Here is a 17,031-nt window from a genome sequence, read left to right on the forward strand (position 1 = left end):
ACGTCTCCTTAAGGGTTTGAAAGACAACGCGGGTTACTTGATGCCGGTCAGCGTGATGCCTTCGATGAAGCGGCGCTGGGCGAACAGGAAGGCGATGACCAGCGGCGCGATGATGACCATCGCGGCCGCCATCAGCGGGCCGTAGTTGGTGCCGGCCTCGTTGTTGCGGAAGTGCGCGACCGCGAGCGGCGGCGTCTGCAAATGCTCGCTGTTCAGCACGATCAGCGGCCAGAAATAGTCGTTCCAGTGCGCCACCACCGAGAAGATACCGAACGCGGTCACTGCCGGAATGGCGGTCGGCAGCATGACGCGCCAGACAATGCCGAACTCCGAAATCCCGTCCATCCGCGCTGCGTCGATCAGGTCGTCGGGTACGGTCTTGAAGAACTGGCGCATCAGGAAGATGCCGAACACCGAGATCGTGAACGGCAGCACCAGCGCTATGTAACTATCCAGCACGCCCAGTTTGTGCAGCAGGAGAAACACCGGAATCGCGGTCGCCTGCGGCGGAATGAGGATGCAGAACACGACCAGCGCAAACAGGACGTCGCGCCCGAGGAAGCGCAGCTTTGCGAAAGCATAGGCGGCCGGCAGAGCGACCAGCACCTGAAGGGCGAAGATCAAGATCGTGACGATCAGCCCGTTGAGCAGATAACGCCACAGATCGGCCTTTGCAAAGGCGATCTTGAGATTGTCCCACAGCGCGAAGTGGTAGGGGATGAGATGCAGATCGGAAGAGAATATCTCGGTTTGCGGTTTTGACGCGGTCGACAGCATCCAGATGAAGGGAATGAGCATGACGAGCGCGCCTGCGAGCAGCAGCACGTGCCGGACGGCGGACCAGGGATGAATGCGGCCCAGTGCCCTCATGCGTAGTGCACTTCCCGTCTGCCGAGGACGGACTTGAGCAGCGTCAACGATAGCACGAAGGCGAGAAATACGACCGTGACGGCGGCACCATATCCGGAGCGAAAGAACTCGAATCCTTCGGTGTACATCGTGTAGATCAGCACCTCGGACGATTTCGAAGGTCCGCCTTTGGTCAGCACCTGCACGGTGTCGAACACCTGGAACGAACGGATCGCGGAGATCGCGACCACGAACAGGGTGACGGGGGCGAGCATCGGCCACGTCACCAGGCCAAAGCGCGACCACGCGCTCTCGGCGCCGTCGATCTCGGCCGCGTCATAGAGGTGCTTCGGGATCGACACCAACCCTGCGAGGAACAGCACCATGTTGAAGCCTGTGGCCTGCCAGATGCCGATCACGCACAGCGAATAGAGCGCGGTGCCGCGGTCCTGCAGCCAACTATGGCCTTGCAGTCCAGCGGCGCGCAGAAGCCCGTTCACCAGCCCGAACTGCGGGTGCAGCATGAATTCCCAGACGATCGCCATCGCGATCAGCGTTGCCATCACCGGAAGGAAGTAGACCGTGCGGTATAGGCTTCGCAGGCCGGCGCCGCTCTGGATCAGGAGCGCGACGCCGAGCCCGAGCGCTACCGCACCCGGCACCACGATGGCGACATAGGCCAGCGTATTCTTCAGCGAAATCCAGAACACCCGGTCGGCGAACATCTCCTGATAATTCGACAGCCCGATCCAGGAGAACGAAGGTGCGCCGAGCTGGTAGTCCGTAAGCGAGAGCGCGATGACGCCGGCGAGCGGTCCGAGCAGCATCATCAGCATCAGGATCAAGGCCGGCGCTGCCAGCGCGTAGGCGGCTCCCGATCGCCCAGCCGTGCCTGACTTGACAAGTATCCGCGCACGCATGCGTGGCGCTGCGGCCACCTCTTGCAGCGCGGCGACGGCGTCAGACAATGGCCATCTCCCGTGGCCGCTCAATGCGCGACGGAACGGAAGTCGCGATGCGCTTGCCGCTGGCGTCGAACGCGCGAATCGCCTCCGGCGCAAAGCCATAGGAGATTGCAGCGCCGATCGCCGGCAACTGGCTGGGATCGTTGACACGCGCCACCACGGGCGCATTCATTCCCGCGCTGCCGATATGGACGAAGGCTTCCGATCCCAGATTTTCCAGATGCACAACGGTGCCGGAAAGGAGGCCGGACGCTCCGAGTTCAATCCGCTCCGGGCGGACGCAAACGCGACATTCGCCGGCCGGCGACGGCGTAGTCGCATGCAAGACATGTCCGAGCGCTTCCAGCCGGCCATCGCTGCGGACGCGGGCTGGAAACGCATTGATCTTCGGCGTGCCGATAAATTCGGCCACACGGATGTCTTGCGGGTCGTCATAGACGGCAGCCGGCGCACCCACCTGAATGAGCTCGCCGCCGATCATGACCGCAATCCGTCCCGACATGGTCATGGCTTCGGCCTGGTCGTGGGTGACGTAGATGAAGGTCGTCTTGAGCTGGCGGTGCAACTGAGCGATCTCGGCGCGCATATGCACGCGAAGCTTGGCGTCGAGATTGGACAGCGGCTCGTCGAACAGAAACGCACGGGGTTGACGCACGATGGCGCGACCGACCGCGACGCGCTGGCGCTGACCACCGGACAATTGCCCGGGCTTGCGCTTCAGTAGCGGCGAAATCTCGAGCTGCCCGGCGACTCGCTCAACATCCTCGCGAATAGTGCGCTCGGCGCGGCGGCGGCTCGGCATCAGCCGGCCGATCAGCGGCATCCGCTCCAGCGCCGACAGGCGTTTCATCCGGAGCGGGACGGCGATATTGTCGAACACGCTGAGATGCGGATAGAGCGCGTAGGACTGAAACACCATTGCCAGATTGCGCGCGCTCGGCCTGACGCCGTCAGCATTGGCTCCGTCGATCCATATCTCGCCGGAAGACTGCGGTTCGAGACCGGCGATGATGCGCAGCAGCGTGGATTTGCCGCATCCCGACGGGCCAACGAGCGAAATGAATTCGCCGTCCTCGATCGTGAGATCGACGCCTTTCAGCACGTCGGCGCCGTCAAAAGCCTTGTGAAGAGCCCGAATCCCGATCTCGGCCATGTCAATCCGGTATCCGCAGGTGCGATACCGGATCGTCGTAAACGGCTAATTTGACAGCTACATCACAGCAGGACCAAGCGCGCGGATTAACCCCAGCTTTCCAGCAATTGGCCGGTGTGCGGGAAAGTCCTGCGGCGCAACCAGGCCTGCTCTTCACCAAACTCGAACCGCAGCGCTGCACCGCGCACCGCGAACGGCCTGGCGGGTTGACCGCGCCGCACTGGTTGAAATATCATTCTCTTCAACTTGAGCGTTTTCGATTTCGATGAACGTTGTTCCGGCCGGACGGCGTCGGCCGACCTACAAATCGCGGTATTTCAAATAGCGGCACGCCCGTTTCATTTATCCCGGCATGGCTCGCCGGCTTGACGCGCGCTCTTTCAAAGGGGCGATCCGGCACTTCGCAAGGGATTTTAGATTTCAGCACGTAGAGGCAACGATGAATTCCTTTCAGACACGCAAACAATCGTTCACCCGCTGGCTCGGACATATCATCGAATGCATCAAGGACTTTTACCGTCCGCTTGAAGACCTCCGGATCATTTTCTTGTCGCTGCTCGCAGGCGGCTTCGTCCTGCTCTATCTGGATCAAGGCCGCGACGTCATCCGGGGACTGGTAGATTCCGCCAACGCGGTAATCATGAACTGGCCGCCGCAAGGCGATGTCCTGCCGGTTATCTTGCGGTGGGTCGCGTTCATGCTTGCCTGCGTCTGGTCGGGGATCAACGCCTGGTACTGGGCCAATCTCCTATACAAAACCGACAGCAACAGAAAACAGCAACAGCCGCGCTGGTTTCTTTACGTGCGCCGCACGTTCGGCGTGTTGCCATTGCTGGCGGCGCTTGTCGCCATGCCTTTGAGTGCAAGACATGGCGTCGATGACACTTGGTTCGGCATGGTGTGTTTTGCGATAGCCATCGCGCTCCTGCTCTGGTTCTTTGCCTACCGAACGACCTGGTTCGATGAAAGGAGGGTTCCGAAGGCATACGAAAAAGTTGATCCGGACAACAATCTAGTCCAGGGCGACCGCTGGTTCATTCGCGCGACGCTCGCGATATCCGCCCTTATTCTCGTATCGCTGCTGATCCCCCATTGGCGCACCAATTTTGCCTGGTTGTTCGGACCTGCCGCGCTGGCATATGGCGCCATCGGCTGCATTGTTCCCGTCACGAGCTATCTGATCTGGAAGACGCGTAGCCAGAAAATCCCTGTGATCATGTTGGGCGGGCTAGCGTTCGTCCTGTTCAGCCTGCTCAACGATAATCATAAGGTGCGAAGCATCGACGTCCCGATCCAGACGGTCAATCGCCCGACCGTCGAGCAGGCATTGAGGCGCTGGGAACAGGGCCGAAGCAGCAACGAGCCGCTTGTTCTCGTCGCCACCGCCGGCGGCGCCTCGCGTGCCGCCTACTGGACCGGAACGGTGCTCCGTGCACTCGACGATCGCAGCAACGGTCAGTTCTCCGACCATGTGTTTGCGATCAGCAGCGTGTCCGGCGGCGCACTCGGAGCGATAGGCTATGCGGCCTGGCTGGCCGACCGCCCCCTGGATAGCGAGAGCTCACCGGCCGCAGCGAAAGCACGCCTGAATTTCGTCCAGACCTTCTTCGGGCAGGACTATCTTGGCCCCGCCGTCGGCGCCTTGCTGTTCCCGGATCTGATCCAACGATTCCTGCCGGCCCCGCTGTTTCCTGACCGCGCGGCTTCGCTGGAAGAGGCGTTTGAATTGGGCTGGCAGCAGAGCGCCACGCGATGCACGGAGCAGCCGTGCCCCAAATCAACGCGCCTTGCCGACGAATATACCCAGATCTGGAGTAAATCCCGGCTCCATGAGGACAGCGGCCGATGGGTGCCTATCGTGCTTGCGAACGGCACACATGTCGAAACCGGTAAGCGGATCATCACGGCACCCGTGCGGATAGATACGTCGGTGTTCGAAGATACCTATGATTTTTACCAGCTCGCGCCGGCCCAGATCCGCGCGTCAACGGCGGTGCTGAATTCGGCCCGGTTTACGGTCGTCAGCCCGCCCGGGCGGCTTATGCGCGGCGACGTCATTACCGGACGCATCATCGATGGCGGCTATTTCGAGAATGGCGGTATGGAGACGGTCTACGACCTCGCGCGGTATTTGCAACGAGCAATGCAGCCGAAGCGTCCGATCATCATCGTTGAAATACTTAACGACGACACAATGAGCAGTGAGGACCTCAGGAGGCATAACGAAAATGCAGCGGTGCCGATTGAGCCGCCACCCACATCGGAATGGCCGTCGCCGCTGTTGCTCGAAGCGACCTCCATCATCGGCGGCCTTTATCATACGCGCAGCGCACGCGCCGTGCTGGGAGCGAAGCGGATATCCGACGCAACAGCGTCCGGTCTCAGCGATACCAAGTTCTACTCGTTCGATCTCAGGACGCTGAACAAGGGCTGGTACACCGCGATGAGCTGGGCTCTCTCCCTGGGGACTCGCGATGCCATGGACGTGGCCCTTAACGTCACCGAGCAGCAGATCGGCGATTTCCTCAAGGATCGGAACTATACGGAAAAAATGCAGCGCACGTTGACTGAGGACCTTCTTGAGGTTCTTGGCAATTCAAAGGAGAACAACCGACAGCTCGACGCCGTGCTGGGTGCATTAAACGCCAACATCAAATCGCAGGGAGCAGAACCGGTCACCGCAGCGAAGCGGAAGTGACGCGCCTAAACTTTCACCAGGCTTTCGAAACCGCCAAAGATCATCCGCTTGCCGTCGAACGGCGGCTTCGCTTTCGGATCCATCAGTTCGCTGAGCCGCGGATCCGCCATCACCTTGGCATTGATCTTGTCGCGCTGGGCGCGCGACTTGTAGGTGATCCAGGCGAACACGACGGTCTCGCCGGGCTTCAGCTTGACGCTGCGCGGGAACGAGGTGAACTTGCCGACCTTGACGTCCTCGGCCACCCATTCGCGATAATCCAGCGCGCCGTATTCGCGCCAGATCTTGCCGGCCTTCTTCGACAGGCGGGAGTAGGCTTCGAGATTCTTCTTTGGTACGGGGACGATGAAGCCGTCGACGTAGGGCATGTTGTTCCTCTTGTTCTTTGTCGTCGCGCGAACACTTTCGGTCATTCCGGGATGGTCCGAAGGACCAGACCCGGAATCTCGAGATTCCGGGTTCGATGCTGGCGCATCGCCCCGGAATGACGGCAACTGATTAAGCTATGACAGCAGGATGCCTGAACCTGTGACGGTTGGTATTGGTCACGTAGCCGCACCCAGTCCATCGGATACGGCAGGCCTTCCTCGTGGCGCCCGAGCGGGGTGAGGTCGAGATAGTGGTAGGCAGCGTTCATCATGTCGAGGCCGCGCGAAAAACAGGAATAGGTGTGAAAGATGTTCCCGGCTTCATCGCGATAAAACACGCTGATGCCCGGCGCCTCCTCGCCTCCGAAGGGAGTGGTGCCGAAATTGTAGGGCGTGGCGCCCGACTTGAGCTGCTCGGACGTGAATGAGACACCAAAATCGTAGTTGAACTCGTTGCCGCCGGACGACAGCCAGTCGAACGTCCAGCCCATGCGCTGCTTGAATGAGGCAAGCTTTTGCAGCGGCGCGCGTGAGATCCCGACCATCGCGGTGTCGCGGGCGGCGAGATGCGGAATCATGCGCTCGAACCCGTCGGCCCAGAACGAGCAGCTCTTGCAGGCTTCGTTCCAGTCGGGCGCGAACATCAGATGCTGCACCACGAGCTGGCTGCGTCCCCTGAAGAGGTCGCCGAGCGACATTTTGCCGTTGGGCCCGTCGAAGACGTAATCCTTCTCGACCTTGACCCACGGCAGCGCGCGGCGCTCCTCGTTTAGGCGCTCGCGCGCTTTGGTGTATTCCTTCTCATGCGCAAGGTGCGCCTTGCGGGCGGCGATCCATTCCTCGCGGGAGACGATGGGGTGCGGCTGCATGGGCGGCTCCTCTGTTCAGGCCAGGTAGCTTTCAAGCTTGCCAAGGAATTCCGTCCATCCGCGCTCGTGATTGTCGCGCGCTTTCTCATCGACGAACTGCGCGTGATTGAAGACGAGCAGCGTGCCGCTGCCTTCCGGCTTGATCGAAATGGTCACGAGCGATTCCCGTTCCGGCGTGGAATGCCACGCCCAGCTAAAGACCAGCCGCTGGTTCGGAACGACCTCGCGATAGACGCCGCCAACCTCGTTGTAACTGCCGTTGGCGCTGAAGCTGATGCGGTAGCGGCCTCCGATGCGCAGATCGATGTCGGCCTTGACCGAGCCCTCCTCGACCGACGCCGGCCCGAACCACTGCACTAGTTTTTGCGGGTCGGCCCACGCGGCGTAGACTTTTTCGGGCGCCGCGCTGAGACGTCGCGTGATCGTGAGGCTCGGCCGCGCGGCGAGTTCGGCGTCGCTGATAGCGTCGTGCTTGGCAAGGCTTGACTGGGTGGCCATGGGTCTTCCTCCACAAAAGCGGCAAGGCGGTCGAGTGCGTCGGACCAGAAGCGCCGGTAGCGGTTAAGCCAGTCCATCGCCTGCTCCATCGGCTGGGCAGTCAACCGGCACGCGACCGTGCGGCCGGTCTTTTCGCGCGCGATCAACCCGGCATCCGACAGCACATCGAGATGCTTCATGATCGCAGGCAGCGACATCGAAAACGGTTGCGCCAGTTCGCTGACCGACAGGCTTTCGCGATCGCCGAGCCGCGCCAGCAGCGCGCGCCTGGTCGGATCGGACAGCGCGGCAAAAGTACGATCGAGAATTTCTTCTTGATACTTAACCATATGGTTTAGTATAGGCACAAAAGAAACGCCGTCAAGCCGGCGTTTGCATCACGAATTTGAGAGCTGTGACAACGGAAGTTCGGATGGCCGGATCATTCAGCGCAAATATTTTTCGCGCGTCAGTCCGGCCATCCCGAGAAGAATTCGCGAGCCGCAATCAGTAATCCCGATAGACCCGCATCCGCCGCTGCTGTCCAAAGGCAGCGCGCGGGTTGAGATTGCAGTAGAGGCCGCGTCCGGAGGCGGATGCCATGCACTGGGCGTAGCTGCTGTACGAGCAGTCGCCGGGGATACCGATGCCCCGGCCCTGGACGCAGTACGGGTAATCGTAAGCCGCCGCCGGAGAGCTACCCGCCACCGTGGCGACTGTCGCCGCCGACAGCGCCAATATCGCTAACATTGCATTACGCATCATCGATCTCCTTCACGTGACGCAAAAGCCGCGTCGCCTTTGCCATGAAACACCGCGATTACGCCAATGTTCCGTGAGGTAGATCACTGCACTTTCTCGACCTTGGCTTCCTCGATCACCTTCTTCCACTTGTCGGTTTCGGCCACGATCATCGCACCGAACGCTTCCGGCGTCCCGATCAGCGGTTCGCCGCCGAGGTCGAGCAGGCGCGCCTTGATCGCCGGCTCGGCGAGCACGGCGTTGATCTCCTTGTTCAGCTTCTCGATGACCGCCTTTGGCGTGTTCTTCGGTGCTCCCACGCCGAACAGCGCGCTCGCCTCGTAGCCCGGGATGGTGTCGGCGAGAACAGGCACGTCAGGCAACAGCGGCGACCGCGCGGTACCGGTGACCGCCAGCGCCCGCACCGAGCCGGCGCGGACATGCTGGAGAATCGAGGGCATGTTGTCGAAGATCAACTGGACCTGACCGCCGAGCAGGTCGGTGATCGCCGGCGCCGCGCCGCGATAGGGCACGTGCTGCATCTTGACGCCTGCCATCGCCATGAACATTTCGCCGGACAGATGCACCGACGTGCCGTTGCCCGACGACGCCAGGTTCACCTTGCCGGGATTGGCCTTCACATAGGCAATGAACTCCGCGGCCGTCTTGGCCGGCACGTCCTTGTTGACCGTCATCACGTTCGGCACGCGGTTAAACGCGGCGATCGGCGCAATATCGCGAATCACATTGAATTTCAGATTGGCGTAGAGCGAGGCGTTGATGTAATTCGCCGGGTTGACGAACAGCAGGGTATAACCATCGGGCTCGGCGTTAATCACCGATTCGGTGGCGATGTTGTTGCCGGCGCCGGGTTTGTTCTCGATCACGAATTGCTGGCCGAGCCGTTCCGAGAGCCGCTGGCCGAGCAGCCGCGCGATAATATCGGTCGCGCCGCCCGGCGGATATCCGACAACCCATTTCACCGGTCGGGTCGGGTAATCCTGCGCCGAAGCGCTGCCCATCGGGGCGGCAGCAGAAAGGCCGATGACGGCCAGACAAATCGCAGTACGGCGTGAAATCATTAAGCTTCTCCTTGGAGGCCGGGATTCAAAGCCCAGTCCGTTTCTATTGAGGCGCGGTTCTATTGAACCGAACGCGGCCCGCGTTGTAACAAACAAACCCCGGTGCGGCCAGTGCGACCCGGCGCCTTCGACCGCGACGAAAGGATAAGGCATGTCTGTCAGGGTTAACGCTCTCGACCATCTCGTCATCAACGTGTCCGATGTGGCCCGTTCGGCCGAGTGGTACCGGAAAATTCTCGGCATGGAGGTCAAGGTGTTCGATCCCGGCGCCGGCAAGACGCCGCGAACTTCGCTGGTGTTCGGCAACCAGAAGATCAATGTGCGGCCGCGCGATGCCGACAAGGTCGAATGGTTTACAGCCGATAACGAAACCGCCGGCAGCGACGATCTGTGCTTCCTGACGTCGAGCACGCCGGACCAGGTCGTGGCCCATCTGAAAGCCAACGGGGTCAGAATCGAGGAAGGCCCCGTGGCAAAGCAGGGCGCCCGCGGCACGCTGCGATCGGTCTATTGCCGCGATCCGGACGGGAGTTTGATCGAGATTTCGTCGTATGAGGATGGGGCGAAGTAGGCGCTGCTCCCTCCCCGTCATTGCGAGCGAAGCGAAGCCATCGAAGTCTTCTGTCATTCCGGGATGGTCCGAAGGACCAGACCCGGAATCTCGAGATTCCGGGTTCGATGCTGCGCATCGCCCCGGAATGACCGCCCCGATTTGCCCATCGCGTCGTCCGATGGCAGAACTACTCCCAAGCAAGAACCAAAAGCCGCCATAACGCGGCACGGGAGGACATCCATGCCGATTTCACAGGCAGCGCCGGGCATTGTCGGACCATTCGCGGGCCTCGACGTGCCATGGCTGCTGCGGATGCGCGCCGAAAGCCGCCGCAACCATCCGTTCCTGATCTGGGCGCCCTTTGAGGGCCCAGCGCGGGGCTGGTCCTACAGCGAATTTCACCAGCGCGTCGGACAGCTTTCCGCCGGCCTCGTCAAACGCGGCGTCAAGCCCGGCGAATATGTACTGATCCATCTCGACAATTGCATCGAGGCCATGCTGGCATGGTTTGCCTGCGTCGAACTCGGCGCGATTGCCGTCACCACCAACACCCGCTCGGCGGCGGCGGAGATGGAGTATTTCGCCGGCCATTGCGGCGCAGTCGCCGCCATCACCCAACCTGCTTACGCCGAGCTGATCTCGGCCAATTGCCGAAGCCTGCGCTGGATCGCCGTCATCTCGCATGATGCCGGCGGCACGCCTGCGCAAAGTGCGCCGCGCAGCGACAGCTTTGAGCAGCTCTTCGCCGACAGCACCGACCGGCCGCGCCGTGTGACCGATCCGTTCGCGCCATGCAGCGTTCAATACACGTCGGGCACCACGTCGCGGCCAAAGGCCGTGTTGTGGACGCGCCAACGCATTGTGGGGCGCCAAGGTCAACGCCGCGCATGAAGACCTGCACGCCGGCGACGTGCACCAGACCTATCTGCCGCTGTTCCATACCAACGCGCTGGCCTACTCGATGCTGGCGACGCTGTGGGTCGGCGCGAGCTGCGTGATCCAGCCGCGGTTCTCCGCCAGCCGCTTCTGGGGCGTGGCGCTCGAGCACAACTGCACCTGGACCTCGACGATCCCGTTCTGCATGAAGGCGCTGCTGGAACATGAGATTCCGAAGAGCCACAAGTTCCGGCTCTGGGGCACCGCGGTATCCGAGCCGCCGCCGTTTGCCGCCTTCGGTGTCAAGACGATCGGCTGGTGGGGCATGACCGAAACCATCAGCCACGGCATCGTCGGCGAGGTCGATCAGCCCAACACGCCGATGTCGATCGGCCGCGCCGCGCCGGAATATCAGATCCGCATCGTCGAGGATGACGGCACGCCGACAGACGTCGGCGACACCGGCAATCTCTTGATCAAGGGCATTCCCGGCCTGTCGCTGTTTGCAGAATACCTGCACAACGAAAAAGCGACGCGCGAAAGCTTTGACGAGCACGGCTATTTCATCACCGGCGACCGCGTCACGCTGCTGGAGAACGGCTTCATCCGCTTCGGCGACCGCACCAAGGACATGCTGAAGGTCGGCGGCGAGAATGTCGCAGCGTCCGAAATCGAGCAGGTGATCGCGGTAGTGCCCGGCGTGCGCGAGGCCGCCGTGGTGGCCAAGAAGCATCCGATGCTGGATGAGGTGCCGGTCGTGTTCATCATTCCGCAGGCCGGCGTCAAGGGCGCACCGGCCGATCTGCATGACACCGTGATGGCCGCCTGCCGCAACGGGCTCGCCGATTTCAAGGTGCCGCGTGAGATTCACTTCGTCGACGACATGCCGCGCTCCACGCTGGAGAAGGTGGCGAAGGCGGAGCTAAGGAAGATGTTGGAATGAAGGTGATCATGTCATTCCGGGATGGTGCGTTAGCACCAGACCCGGAATCTCGAGATTCCGGGTCTGGTCCTTCGGACCATCCCGGAATGACGATGGAGGGGAGTCAATAATACCCGAACGCCACCGGGCGGAAGGCGTGCAGCAAATGCTGGTCGAGCTTGTCGCCCATTTCTTCCATCATGCCGAACGCCCGGGAGTGGGTGAACTGCAGGCGGTAGGCGCGCTTCTCGACCAGAGCCGCATAGATATCCACGATCGTGGTCAGCCTCACGATGTCGCTGATCTGCTTGCCGCTGAGGCCGTTGGGATAGCCGGTGCCGTCGAGGAACTCGTGGTGGTGCAGCACCACGTCGAGCATTTCAGGCGGGAAACCGCCTTGCTCGGCAAGGGCGTCATAGCCGCGGCGCGGATGCTGTCGCATCTCCTCCATCTCTTCCAGCGTCAGCGGGCCCGGCTTGTCCAGGATCGCCACCGGAATAAACGCCTTGCCGACGTCGTGCAGCAGCGCGGCGCGGGCGAGACGGCGCTGGTCGTCCTCGCGCATGCCGAGATGCTGCGCGTACGCGACCGCAAAGCCGGTGACAAAGAGACAATGACGGTAGCTGCCGCTGTGATGGCAGCCGACCGTCGTCAGCCACTCCCGCAAGGACGAATGCTTGATCGCCTTGAGAATCTTGTTCTCGGCCTCGACGATGTCGCTGAATTTAAGGGGAACGCCGGCCGGAATCTTTTCAAAGATCTTGACCATCACGGCATGCGCCGCCTCGACGCCCCGGTTCAGGGCTTTGCCGCGGTCGGTCTCGTCATATCCGTCGCTGTCGGGAAACGCGGCGCGGATCCGCTGCAGGATACCTTGCGCGTCGAACGGCCGCGCGATCGTGTCGGTGGCGCCGAGCGCCCATGCCTGCATCGATCCGTGATGAAGCGCGTCAGCCAGCACGAACAGCCGCGGCATTTCGCGATAGGCTTCGGTCCGCAGCTTGTTGCGCACCAATTGCACGCTCTCGGCGGAGCGCAGGTTGATGTCGACCACGATCCCGGCAAGGTCACGCTCCGGCGCGTCGGGAATATCTGAAGTCGCTATTGTGTCGACCTGACCGACGGATCGCAGAATGCTGGCGAGTTCGCTGCTTTGATCGCTCCGATCCGAAGCCAGCAACAGCCGGCGCTTGGTCGAAGTCTTGTTGGCTACCGATGTCATGAAACCCCAGACCCCTAGCAGTGATGACCTGCAACCGAAGCTAGCGGAAAATGGGTTCCCCGCGGCTTAAGAGGGATGCTGAACACGAACTACCGTAGACGTTACAATTTTAGCCATCCGGTTTGCGATGCGCCGCGTCCAGACCGTCATCCTCTGCAAAAGCGCATTCGCGAGCCGCGGTTTGTGCGCCGCGGTAATGTCCGTCACGTGCCTTGTCAATCAAGCGGGCCGCCGTAGACGCACATTCCGTTTCCGCATTTCCCAACGGCGCACCGATCGCGCTAGGATGAAGCGAGACCGGAATTTCGCGCTGTTTGCTCTAGGAAATCGAGAATGCCGACAATCGATCGCGACGGGGTCAGCATCCACTACGAGGTTCACGGCTCCGGCCCACCGCTATTGCTCACCCACGGCTATTCATCGACCAGTGGGATGTGGCAGGGCCAGATCACGGCCCTGTCGGAACATCACAAGCTCGTGTTGTGGGACATGCGCGGCCATGGCCAATCCGATTATCCCGATGATCCCGCGGCCTACAGCGAAGCATTGACGGTCGCCGACATGGCGGCGCTGCTCGATGCCGTTGGTGCCGAGACGGCGATCGTCGGCGGGCTCTCGCTCGGCGGCTACATGTCGCTGGCGTTTTATCGTGCCCATCCGGACCGCGTGCGCGCGCTGCTGATCATCGACACCGGCCCGGGCTTCAAGAAGGATGAGGCCCGCGAGGTCTGGAACAAGCGCGCGCATGATACCGGCGACCGCTTCGAGCGCGAGGGACTGGAAGCCCTGAAATCGGCCAGCCGCGAACGTTCCAGCGTCACCCATAGAGATGCGTCGGGACTGGCGCGCGCCGCGCGCGGCATGCTGACCCAGCGCGATGCCCGCGTGATCGAGACGCTTCCGGATATCAAGGTGCCGTCGCTGATCGTGGTCGGCGCCGACGACACGCCGTTTCTCGCCGCCTCCGATTACATGGCGGCCAAGATTCCCGGCGCGCAGAAGGTGGTGATCCCGGCCGCCGGCCACGCCGTCAACATCGACCAGCCGCAGGCCTTCATCGATGCCGTGCTGCCGTTCCTTGACGGCCTTGATGCCAAGGCAACAGAGAAGGCCGCGTCATGAAGATCACCGCAGTGGCACTCACCCTGATCGCAAGCAGCATCACGCAAGCCGCAGCACAACAACTGCCGCCGATTGGTGGCCCCTTCCTGCCGCCCTTCACTGAAACGCTGTCGAACAACATCCCGCTGGCATTCGGCATGGATGCCAATGAGGCCGCGCACGCGCTCGGCGTCCCGCTCAATCACGTTCGTGGCCGGCCGGGCGAAGAAATCTTCCTTGCGTTCCGCAACATCGGCGGCAGCGGGTTGTTCTACAAGAAGGACCGCCTCTATCTGCAATTCCGCAAGGGCAGGCTGGCCGGCTGGAAGGGCGACTGGGGTCACAACTGGATGTGGCAGTAGTAGCCTCTCGTAGATATCCTCATGCGAGCGACTTCGTGCAACTCAAACGCAAATGGATGACCCGTGGGACAGGATATCAAACTGACGGCTTCGGACGGTTTCAAACTGGGCGGCTATCGTGCCGACCCCACAGGCACGCCGAAAGCGGCCATCGTAGTGATCCAGGAGATCTTTGGCGTCAATCACCATATTCGCTCGGTCTGCGATCGGCTGGCCGGCGAAGGCTATGTCGCGATTGCGCCGTCGATCTTCGATCGCACCCAGCCGGACTTCCAGTGCGGCTATTCGCCTGACGAGATTGCGACCGCGCGAAAGTTCATCGCCAATCCCGATTGGGCCGCGATGCTGCGCGATAGCCAGGCCGCGATTGATGCCGTCAAGGATGTTGGTCAGGTCGGCATCATCGGATTCTGCCTCGGCGGCAGCGTCGCCTATGCTGCGGCAACCAAGCTGTCGGGACTATCGGTCGCGGTCGGCTATTACGGCGGCGCCATCGTCCGCTTTGCCGACGACAAGCCGAAGGTGCCGACGCAACTGCATTTCGGCGAGAAGGACGCGGGCATTCCGCTGACCGATGTCGAAACCATCAAGGCCAAGCGGCCGGAAGTCGAAGTCCATATCTATCCCGGCGCGCAACACGGGTTTCACTGCGACGAGCGCGCAAGCTACGACAAGGCCAGCTCCGACATCGCCTGGCCGCGCAGCCTGGCGTTTTTCGCCAAGCATCTGGGCAAATAGCGCGCAAATCTCTCCGCCGTCATTCCGGGGCGTGCGCAGCACGAACCCGGAATCTCGAGATTCCGGGTTCGATGCTCTCGCATCGCCCCGGAATGACGGACCGCAACTAACGCCTCACTCGCCCTTGACGCCGGTGGCCTTCACGACATCGGCCCACCGTTCGTAATCGCGGCGCAGGACCTTCTCGAACGTTTCCGCCGATCCGCCCACCGGCACGAGGCTGAGCGTCTCGATCCCGGCGACGCCCTCGGGCGAGGCGATGATGCGGGCGAGTTCGTCCGAAAGCTTCTTCACGATCTCCTTGGGCGTTGCGGCGGGCACGAACACGCCGAGCCAGCCTTCGATCTCAAAACCGGGGTAACCGAGTTCGCCCATCGTCGGCACGTCGGGCAACGCTTTCCTGCGCTTTTCGCCGCCAACCGCCAGCGCCCTGAGCTTGCCCGCCTTGATTTGCGAGCTCGCCGTGGTCAGGTCCTGGAACGCCGAAGTCACCGTGTTGGCGAGCAAGTCGTTCGTGAGGGGCGCCGAGCCGCGATAGGGGACATGGGTCATGTCGATATTGGCGTTCTTCTTGAGCAATTCGCCGTAGAGATGCGACGTCGTGGCGTTGCCGAAGGTGCCGTAAGGCTTGCCGGGGTTCGCCTTGGCATAATCGATCAGTTCCTTGACGGACTTGATCGGCTGCTGCTCGGGGACCACCAGAACGATCGTCGACAGCGCGATCTGGGTGACCGGCGCGAGATCCTTGAAAACATCGTAAGGCAGTTTCGCAACAAGGCTCGGCGCCTGAATAATCTGCGTGATGCCGATCAGCACGGTGTGGCCATCCGGCTGCGCCTTGGCCACGTGGTCGTTGCCGACCACGCCGCCGCCGCCCGACTTGTTCTCCACGACGACGGCTTGCTTCCACGACTCCGATAATTTGTTGGCAAGCAACCGGGCCAGGACGTCGGTGGCTCCGCCCGCGGGATACGGCACGACGAAGGTGATGCGCCGGCTCGGATAGGGATCCGCCGCCGACACCGGATGCGAAGAGGCGCACAAAGCCGTTACGGCGATGGAAGCGAGCAACGCGGCCGCGGTCGCCGCGCGCACCACGCGAGCCGGCAAATGATAGTTCATGGTCATACTCCGGATTGCAGGCACTTAGCCGAACAATCCGGCGCGCCTAGATTTGACGACGTCCTTCTACATCGCTGCAGTGCAACTTGGAATAAGGTTTCGAATGCAGTCAGCGCATAGCGCTAATTTATCGCAACCAAAGCGGCTCGACACCAACGTACGGGCGCCAACGAGACCTCCAGACACGTGCGAAGCCGCATGCCCGCTACTGCAAGTTAGATGCGGAACGCAGAACCCGCTGGCGCGAAACAGATAATGAATTTTCTTGGTCAAATGCGAGGCATTTGCCTGACACAAATGCTCAAGGAAAGAGCCCGCTCAAATGACGGCCCGATGAAGGGCTTCACGCCCTAGAACCATCGCTCGCTGACGAGCACAGTGTCGCCGGGACTGATCGGATTGCCGGGCGGGACGACGAAGCGCGACGTTCCCGACGAACCGTTGTGGGTGACTGTGACGCGATCGCGCCGGGCGCGCGGCGAGAAGCCTCCGGCGATTGCGACCGCGGTTTCGGCCGTCATGTTGGGTACGTACGGATATTGCCCGGGCGCGGCAACCTCACCCAGAATGAAGAACGGCCGATATGCTTCGATCTCCACGGCGACTGACGGTTCCCTGATGAAACCGCGGCGCAGCTTCGCTGATATCTCCGCCGCGAGTCCGGCGGTGGTGCGGCCACGCGCCGGCACCGAACCGATCAGCGGCATCGTGATCGAGCCGCCGGCGTCGATCGCGTAGGTATTGGTCAGGCCTTCCTGGCCGTAGATAACGACGCGCAGCTTGTCGCCGGCATCGAGATGATAGGCGGAGTCGTATCGCATGGGTGCGGGTTCGACATAGGCCGCGGGTGCGGCAACGATGACGGGTGCCGGCGCTGTGCGCGGCGCCGCGGCGAAGGCGGCGCGAAGCGCGCCGATGGCGCCGCCGGAATCG

At 61.9% G+C, this 17,031-nt stretch carries 17 protein-coding genes and 1 pseudogene; 6 read left to right on the top strand and 12 right to left on the bottom strand.

All coding sequences use genetic code 11. The annotated features are described in order from the left end of the window. Positions 1-33 precede the first annotated feature (33 nt). Genes CP49_RS29120 through CP49_RS29130 form a run of 3 tightly spaced genes read right to left on the bottom strand, consistent with a single transcriptional unit; the run spans position 34 to position 2,967 of the window. Positions 34-870 carry a carbohydrate ABC transporter permease gene (locus tag CP49_RS29120; RefSeq protein WP_057853581.1) on the bottom strand — a complete coding sequence of 279 codons (837 nt, stop codon included), beginning with the start codon at positions 868-870 and terminating at the stop codon, positions 34-36. Next, positions 867-1,769 carry an ABC transporter permease subunit gene (locus tag CP49_RS29125; protein WP_156438727.1) on the bottom strand — a complete coding sequence of 301 codons (903 nt, stop codon included), beginning with the start codon at positions 1,767-1,769 and terminating at the stop codon, positions 867-869. Before CP49_RS29125 ends, CP49_RS29120 begins: the two co-directional genes overlap by 4 nt. Before the next feature lie 40 nt (positions 1,770-1,809). After that, a complete protein-coding gene (locus tag CP49_RS29130) occupies positions 1,810-2,967 on the bottom strand; it encodes an ABC transporter ATP-binding protein (RefSeq protein WP_057853583.1) in 1,158 nt (385 codons plus the stop codon). Between the two features lie 439 nt (positions 2,968-3,406). On the opposite strand from CP49_RS29130, the gene CP49_RS29135 reads away from it, so the two are divergent. Further along, positions 3,407-5,665 carry a patatin-like phospholipase family protein gene (locus CP49_RS29135; protein ID WP_057853584.1) on the top strand — a complete coding sequence of 753 codons (2,259 nt, stop codon included), beginning with the start codon at positions 3,407-3,409 and terminating at the stop codon, positions 5,663-5,665. A 5-nt stretch (positions 5,666-5,670) separates the two neighbouring features. On the opposite strand, the gene CP49_RS29140 is transcribed toward CP49_RS29135, so the two are convergent. The 6 genes from CP49_RS29140 to CP49_RS29165 all read right to left on the bottom strand — a co-directional run bounded on the left by CP49_RS29140 (position 5,671) and on the right by CP49_RS29165 (position 9,202). Next, positions 5,671-6,033 carry a DUF1428 domain-containing protein gene (locus CP49_RS29140; protein WP_057853599.1) on the bottom strand — a complete coding sequence of 121 codons (363 nt, stop codon included), beginning with the start codon at positions 6,031-6,033 and terminating at the stop codon, positions 5,671-5,673. Positions 6,034-6,074: 41 nt separating this feature from the next. Then, positions 6,075-6,902 carry a DUF899 domain-containing protein gene (locus CP49_RS29145; RefSeq protein ID WP_082646299.1) on the bottom strand — a complete coding sequence of 276 codons (828 nt, stop codon included), beginning with the start codon at positions 6,900-6,902 and terminating at the stop codon, positions 6,075-6,077. Positions 6,903-6,917: 15 nt separating this feature from the next. Then, positions 6,918-7,259 carry an SRPBCC family protein gene (locus CP49_RS29150; RefSeq protein WP_057853585.1) on the bottom strand — a complete coding sequence of 114 codons (342 nt, stop codon included), beginning with the start codon at positions 7,257-7,259 and terminating at the stop codon, positions 6,918-6,920. Further along, positions 7,259-7,729: an ArsR/SmtB family transcription factor gene (locus CP49_RS29155; protein ID WP_057853586.1), complete on the bottom strand. Its 471-nt coding sequence runs from the start codon at positions 7,727-7,729 to the stop codon at positions 7,259-7,261. The genes CP49_RS29150 and CP49_RS29155 overlap by 1 nt, the downstream gene beginning before the upstream one ends. A 157-nt stretch (positions 7,730-7,886) precedes the next feature. Beyond that, positions 7,887-8,141 carry a DUF3551 domain-containing protein gene (locus CP49_RS29160; RefSeq protein ID WP_057853600.1) on the bottom strand — a complete coding sequence of 85 codons (255 nt, stop codon included), beginning with the start codon at positions 8,139-8,141 and terminating at the stop codon, positions 7,887-7,889. 83 nt (positions 8,142-8,224) lie between these two features. Further along, positions 8,225-9,202: a Bug family tripartite tricarboxylate transporter substrate binding protein gene (locus tag CP49_RS29165; RefSeq protein ID WP_057853587.1), complete on the bottom strand. Its 978-nt coding sequence runs from the start codon at positions 9,200-9,202 to the stop codon at positions 8,225-8,227. Positions 9,203-9,353: 151 nt separating this feature from the next. Between CP49_RS29165 and CP49_RS29170 the strand changes: the two genes are divergently transcribed. Both CP49_RS29170 and CP49_RS29175 read left to right on the top strand, forming a co-directional pair. Beyond that, entirely contained in the window at positions 9,354-9,773 is a 420-nt protein-coding gene (locus CP49_RS29170; RefSeq protein WP_057853588.1) for a VOC family protein, read from the top strand. Positions 9,774-9,995: 222 nt separating this feature from the next. Then, positions 9,996-11,574, top strand: a pseudogene (locus CP49_RS29175) (AMP-binding protein). A gap of 103 nt (positions 11,575-11,677) precedes the next feature. Here CP49_RS29175 and CP49_RS29180 read toward each other — a convergent pair. After that, the gene (locus CP49_RS29180) at positions 11,678-12,775 is read right to left on the bottom strand and encodes an HD-GYP domain-containing protein (protein WP_057853589.1); all 1,098 of its coding nucleotides are present in this window, start codon (positions 12,773-12,775) and stop codon (positions 11,678-11,680) included. Positions 12,776-13,108: 333 nt separating this feature from the next. On the opposite strand from CP49_RS29180, the gene CP49_RS29185 reads away from it, so the two are divergent. The 3 genes from CP49_RS29185 (at position 13,109) to CP49_RS29195 (ending at position 14,976) form a co-directional block, all read left to right on the top strand. Next, entirely contained in the window at positions 13,109-13,897 is a 789-nt protein-coding gene (locus CP49_RS29185) for an alpha/beta fold hydrolase (protein WP_057853590.1), read from the top strand. Beyond that, the gene (locus CP49_RS29190) at positions 13,894-14,238 is read left to right on the top strand and encodes a hypothetical protein (protein ID WP_057853591.1); all 345 of its coding nucleotides are present in this window, start codon (positions 13,894-13,896) and stop codon (positions 14,236-14,238) included. Before CP49_RS29185 ends, CP49_RS29190 begins: the two co-directional genes overlap by 4 nt. 63 nt (positions 14,239-14,301) lie before the next feature. After that, positions 14,302-14,976, top strand: coding sequence for a dienelactone hydrolase family protein (locus CP49_RS29195; RefSeq protein WP_057853592.1), 675 nt, complete (start codon positions 14,302-14,304; stop codon positions 14,974-14,976). Between the two features lie 114 nt (positions 14,977-15,090). Here CP49_RS29195 and CP49_RS29200 read toward each other — a convergent pair whose 3' ends face one another. Both CP49_RS29200 and CP49_RS29205 read right to left on the bottom strand, forming a co-directional pair. Continuing rightward, the gene (locus CP49_RS29200; protein ID WP_063791796.1) at positions 15,091-16,098 is read right to left on the bottom strand and encodes a Bug family tripartite tricarboxylate transporter substrate binding protein; all 1,008 of its coding nucleotides are present in this window, start codon (positions 16,096-16,098) and stop codon (positions 15,091-15,093) included. 350 nt (positions 16,099-16,448) lie between these two features. Then, on the bottom strand, positions 16,449-17,031 hold a 583-nt coding region (locus tag CP49_RS29205; protein WP_197423272.1), incomplete at its 5' end, for a polysaccharide biosynthesis/export family protein.

This window comes from Bradyrhizobium valentinum (assembly GCF_001440405.1).
GTDB lineage: Bacteria > Pseudomonadota > Alphaproteobacteria > Rhizobiales > Xanthobacteraceae > Bradyrhizobium > Bradyrhizobium valentinum.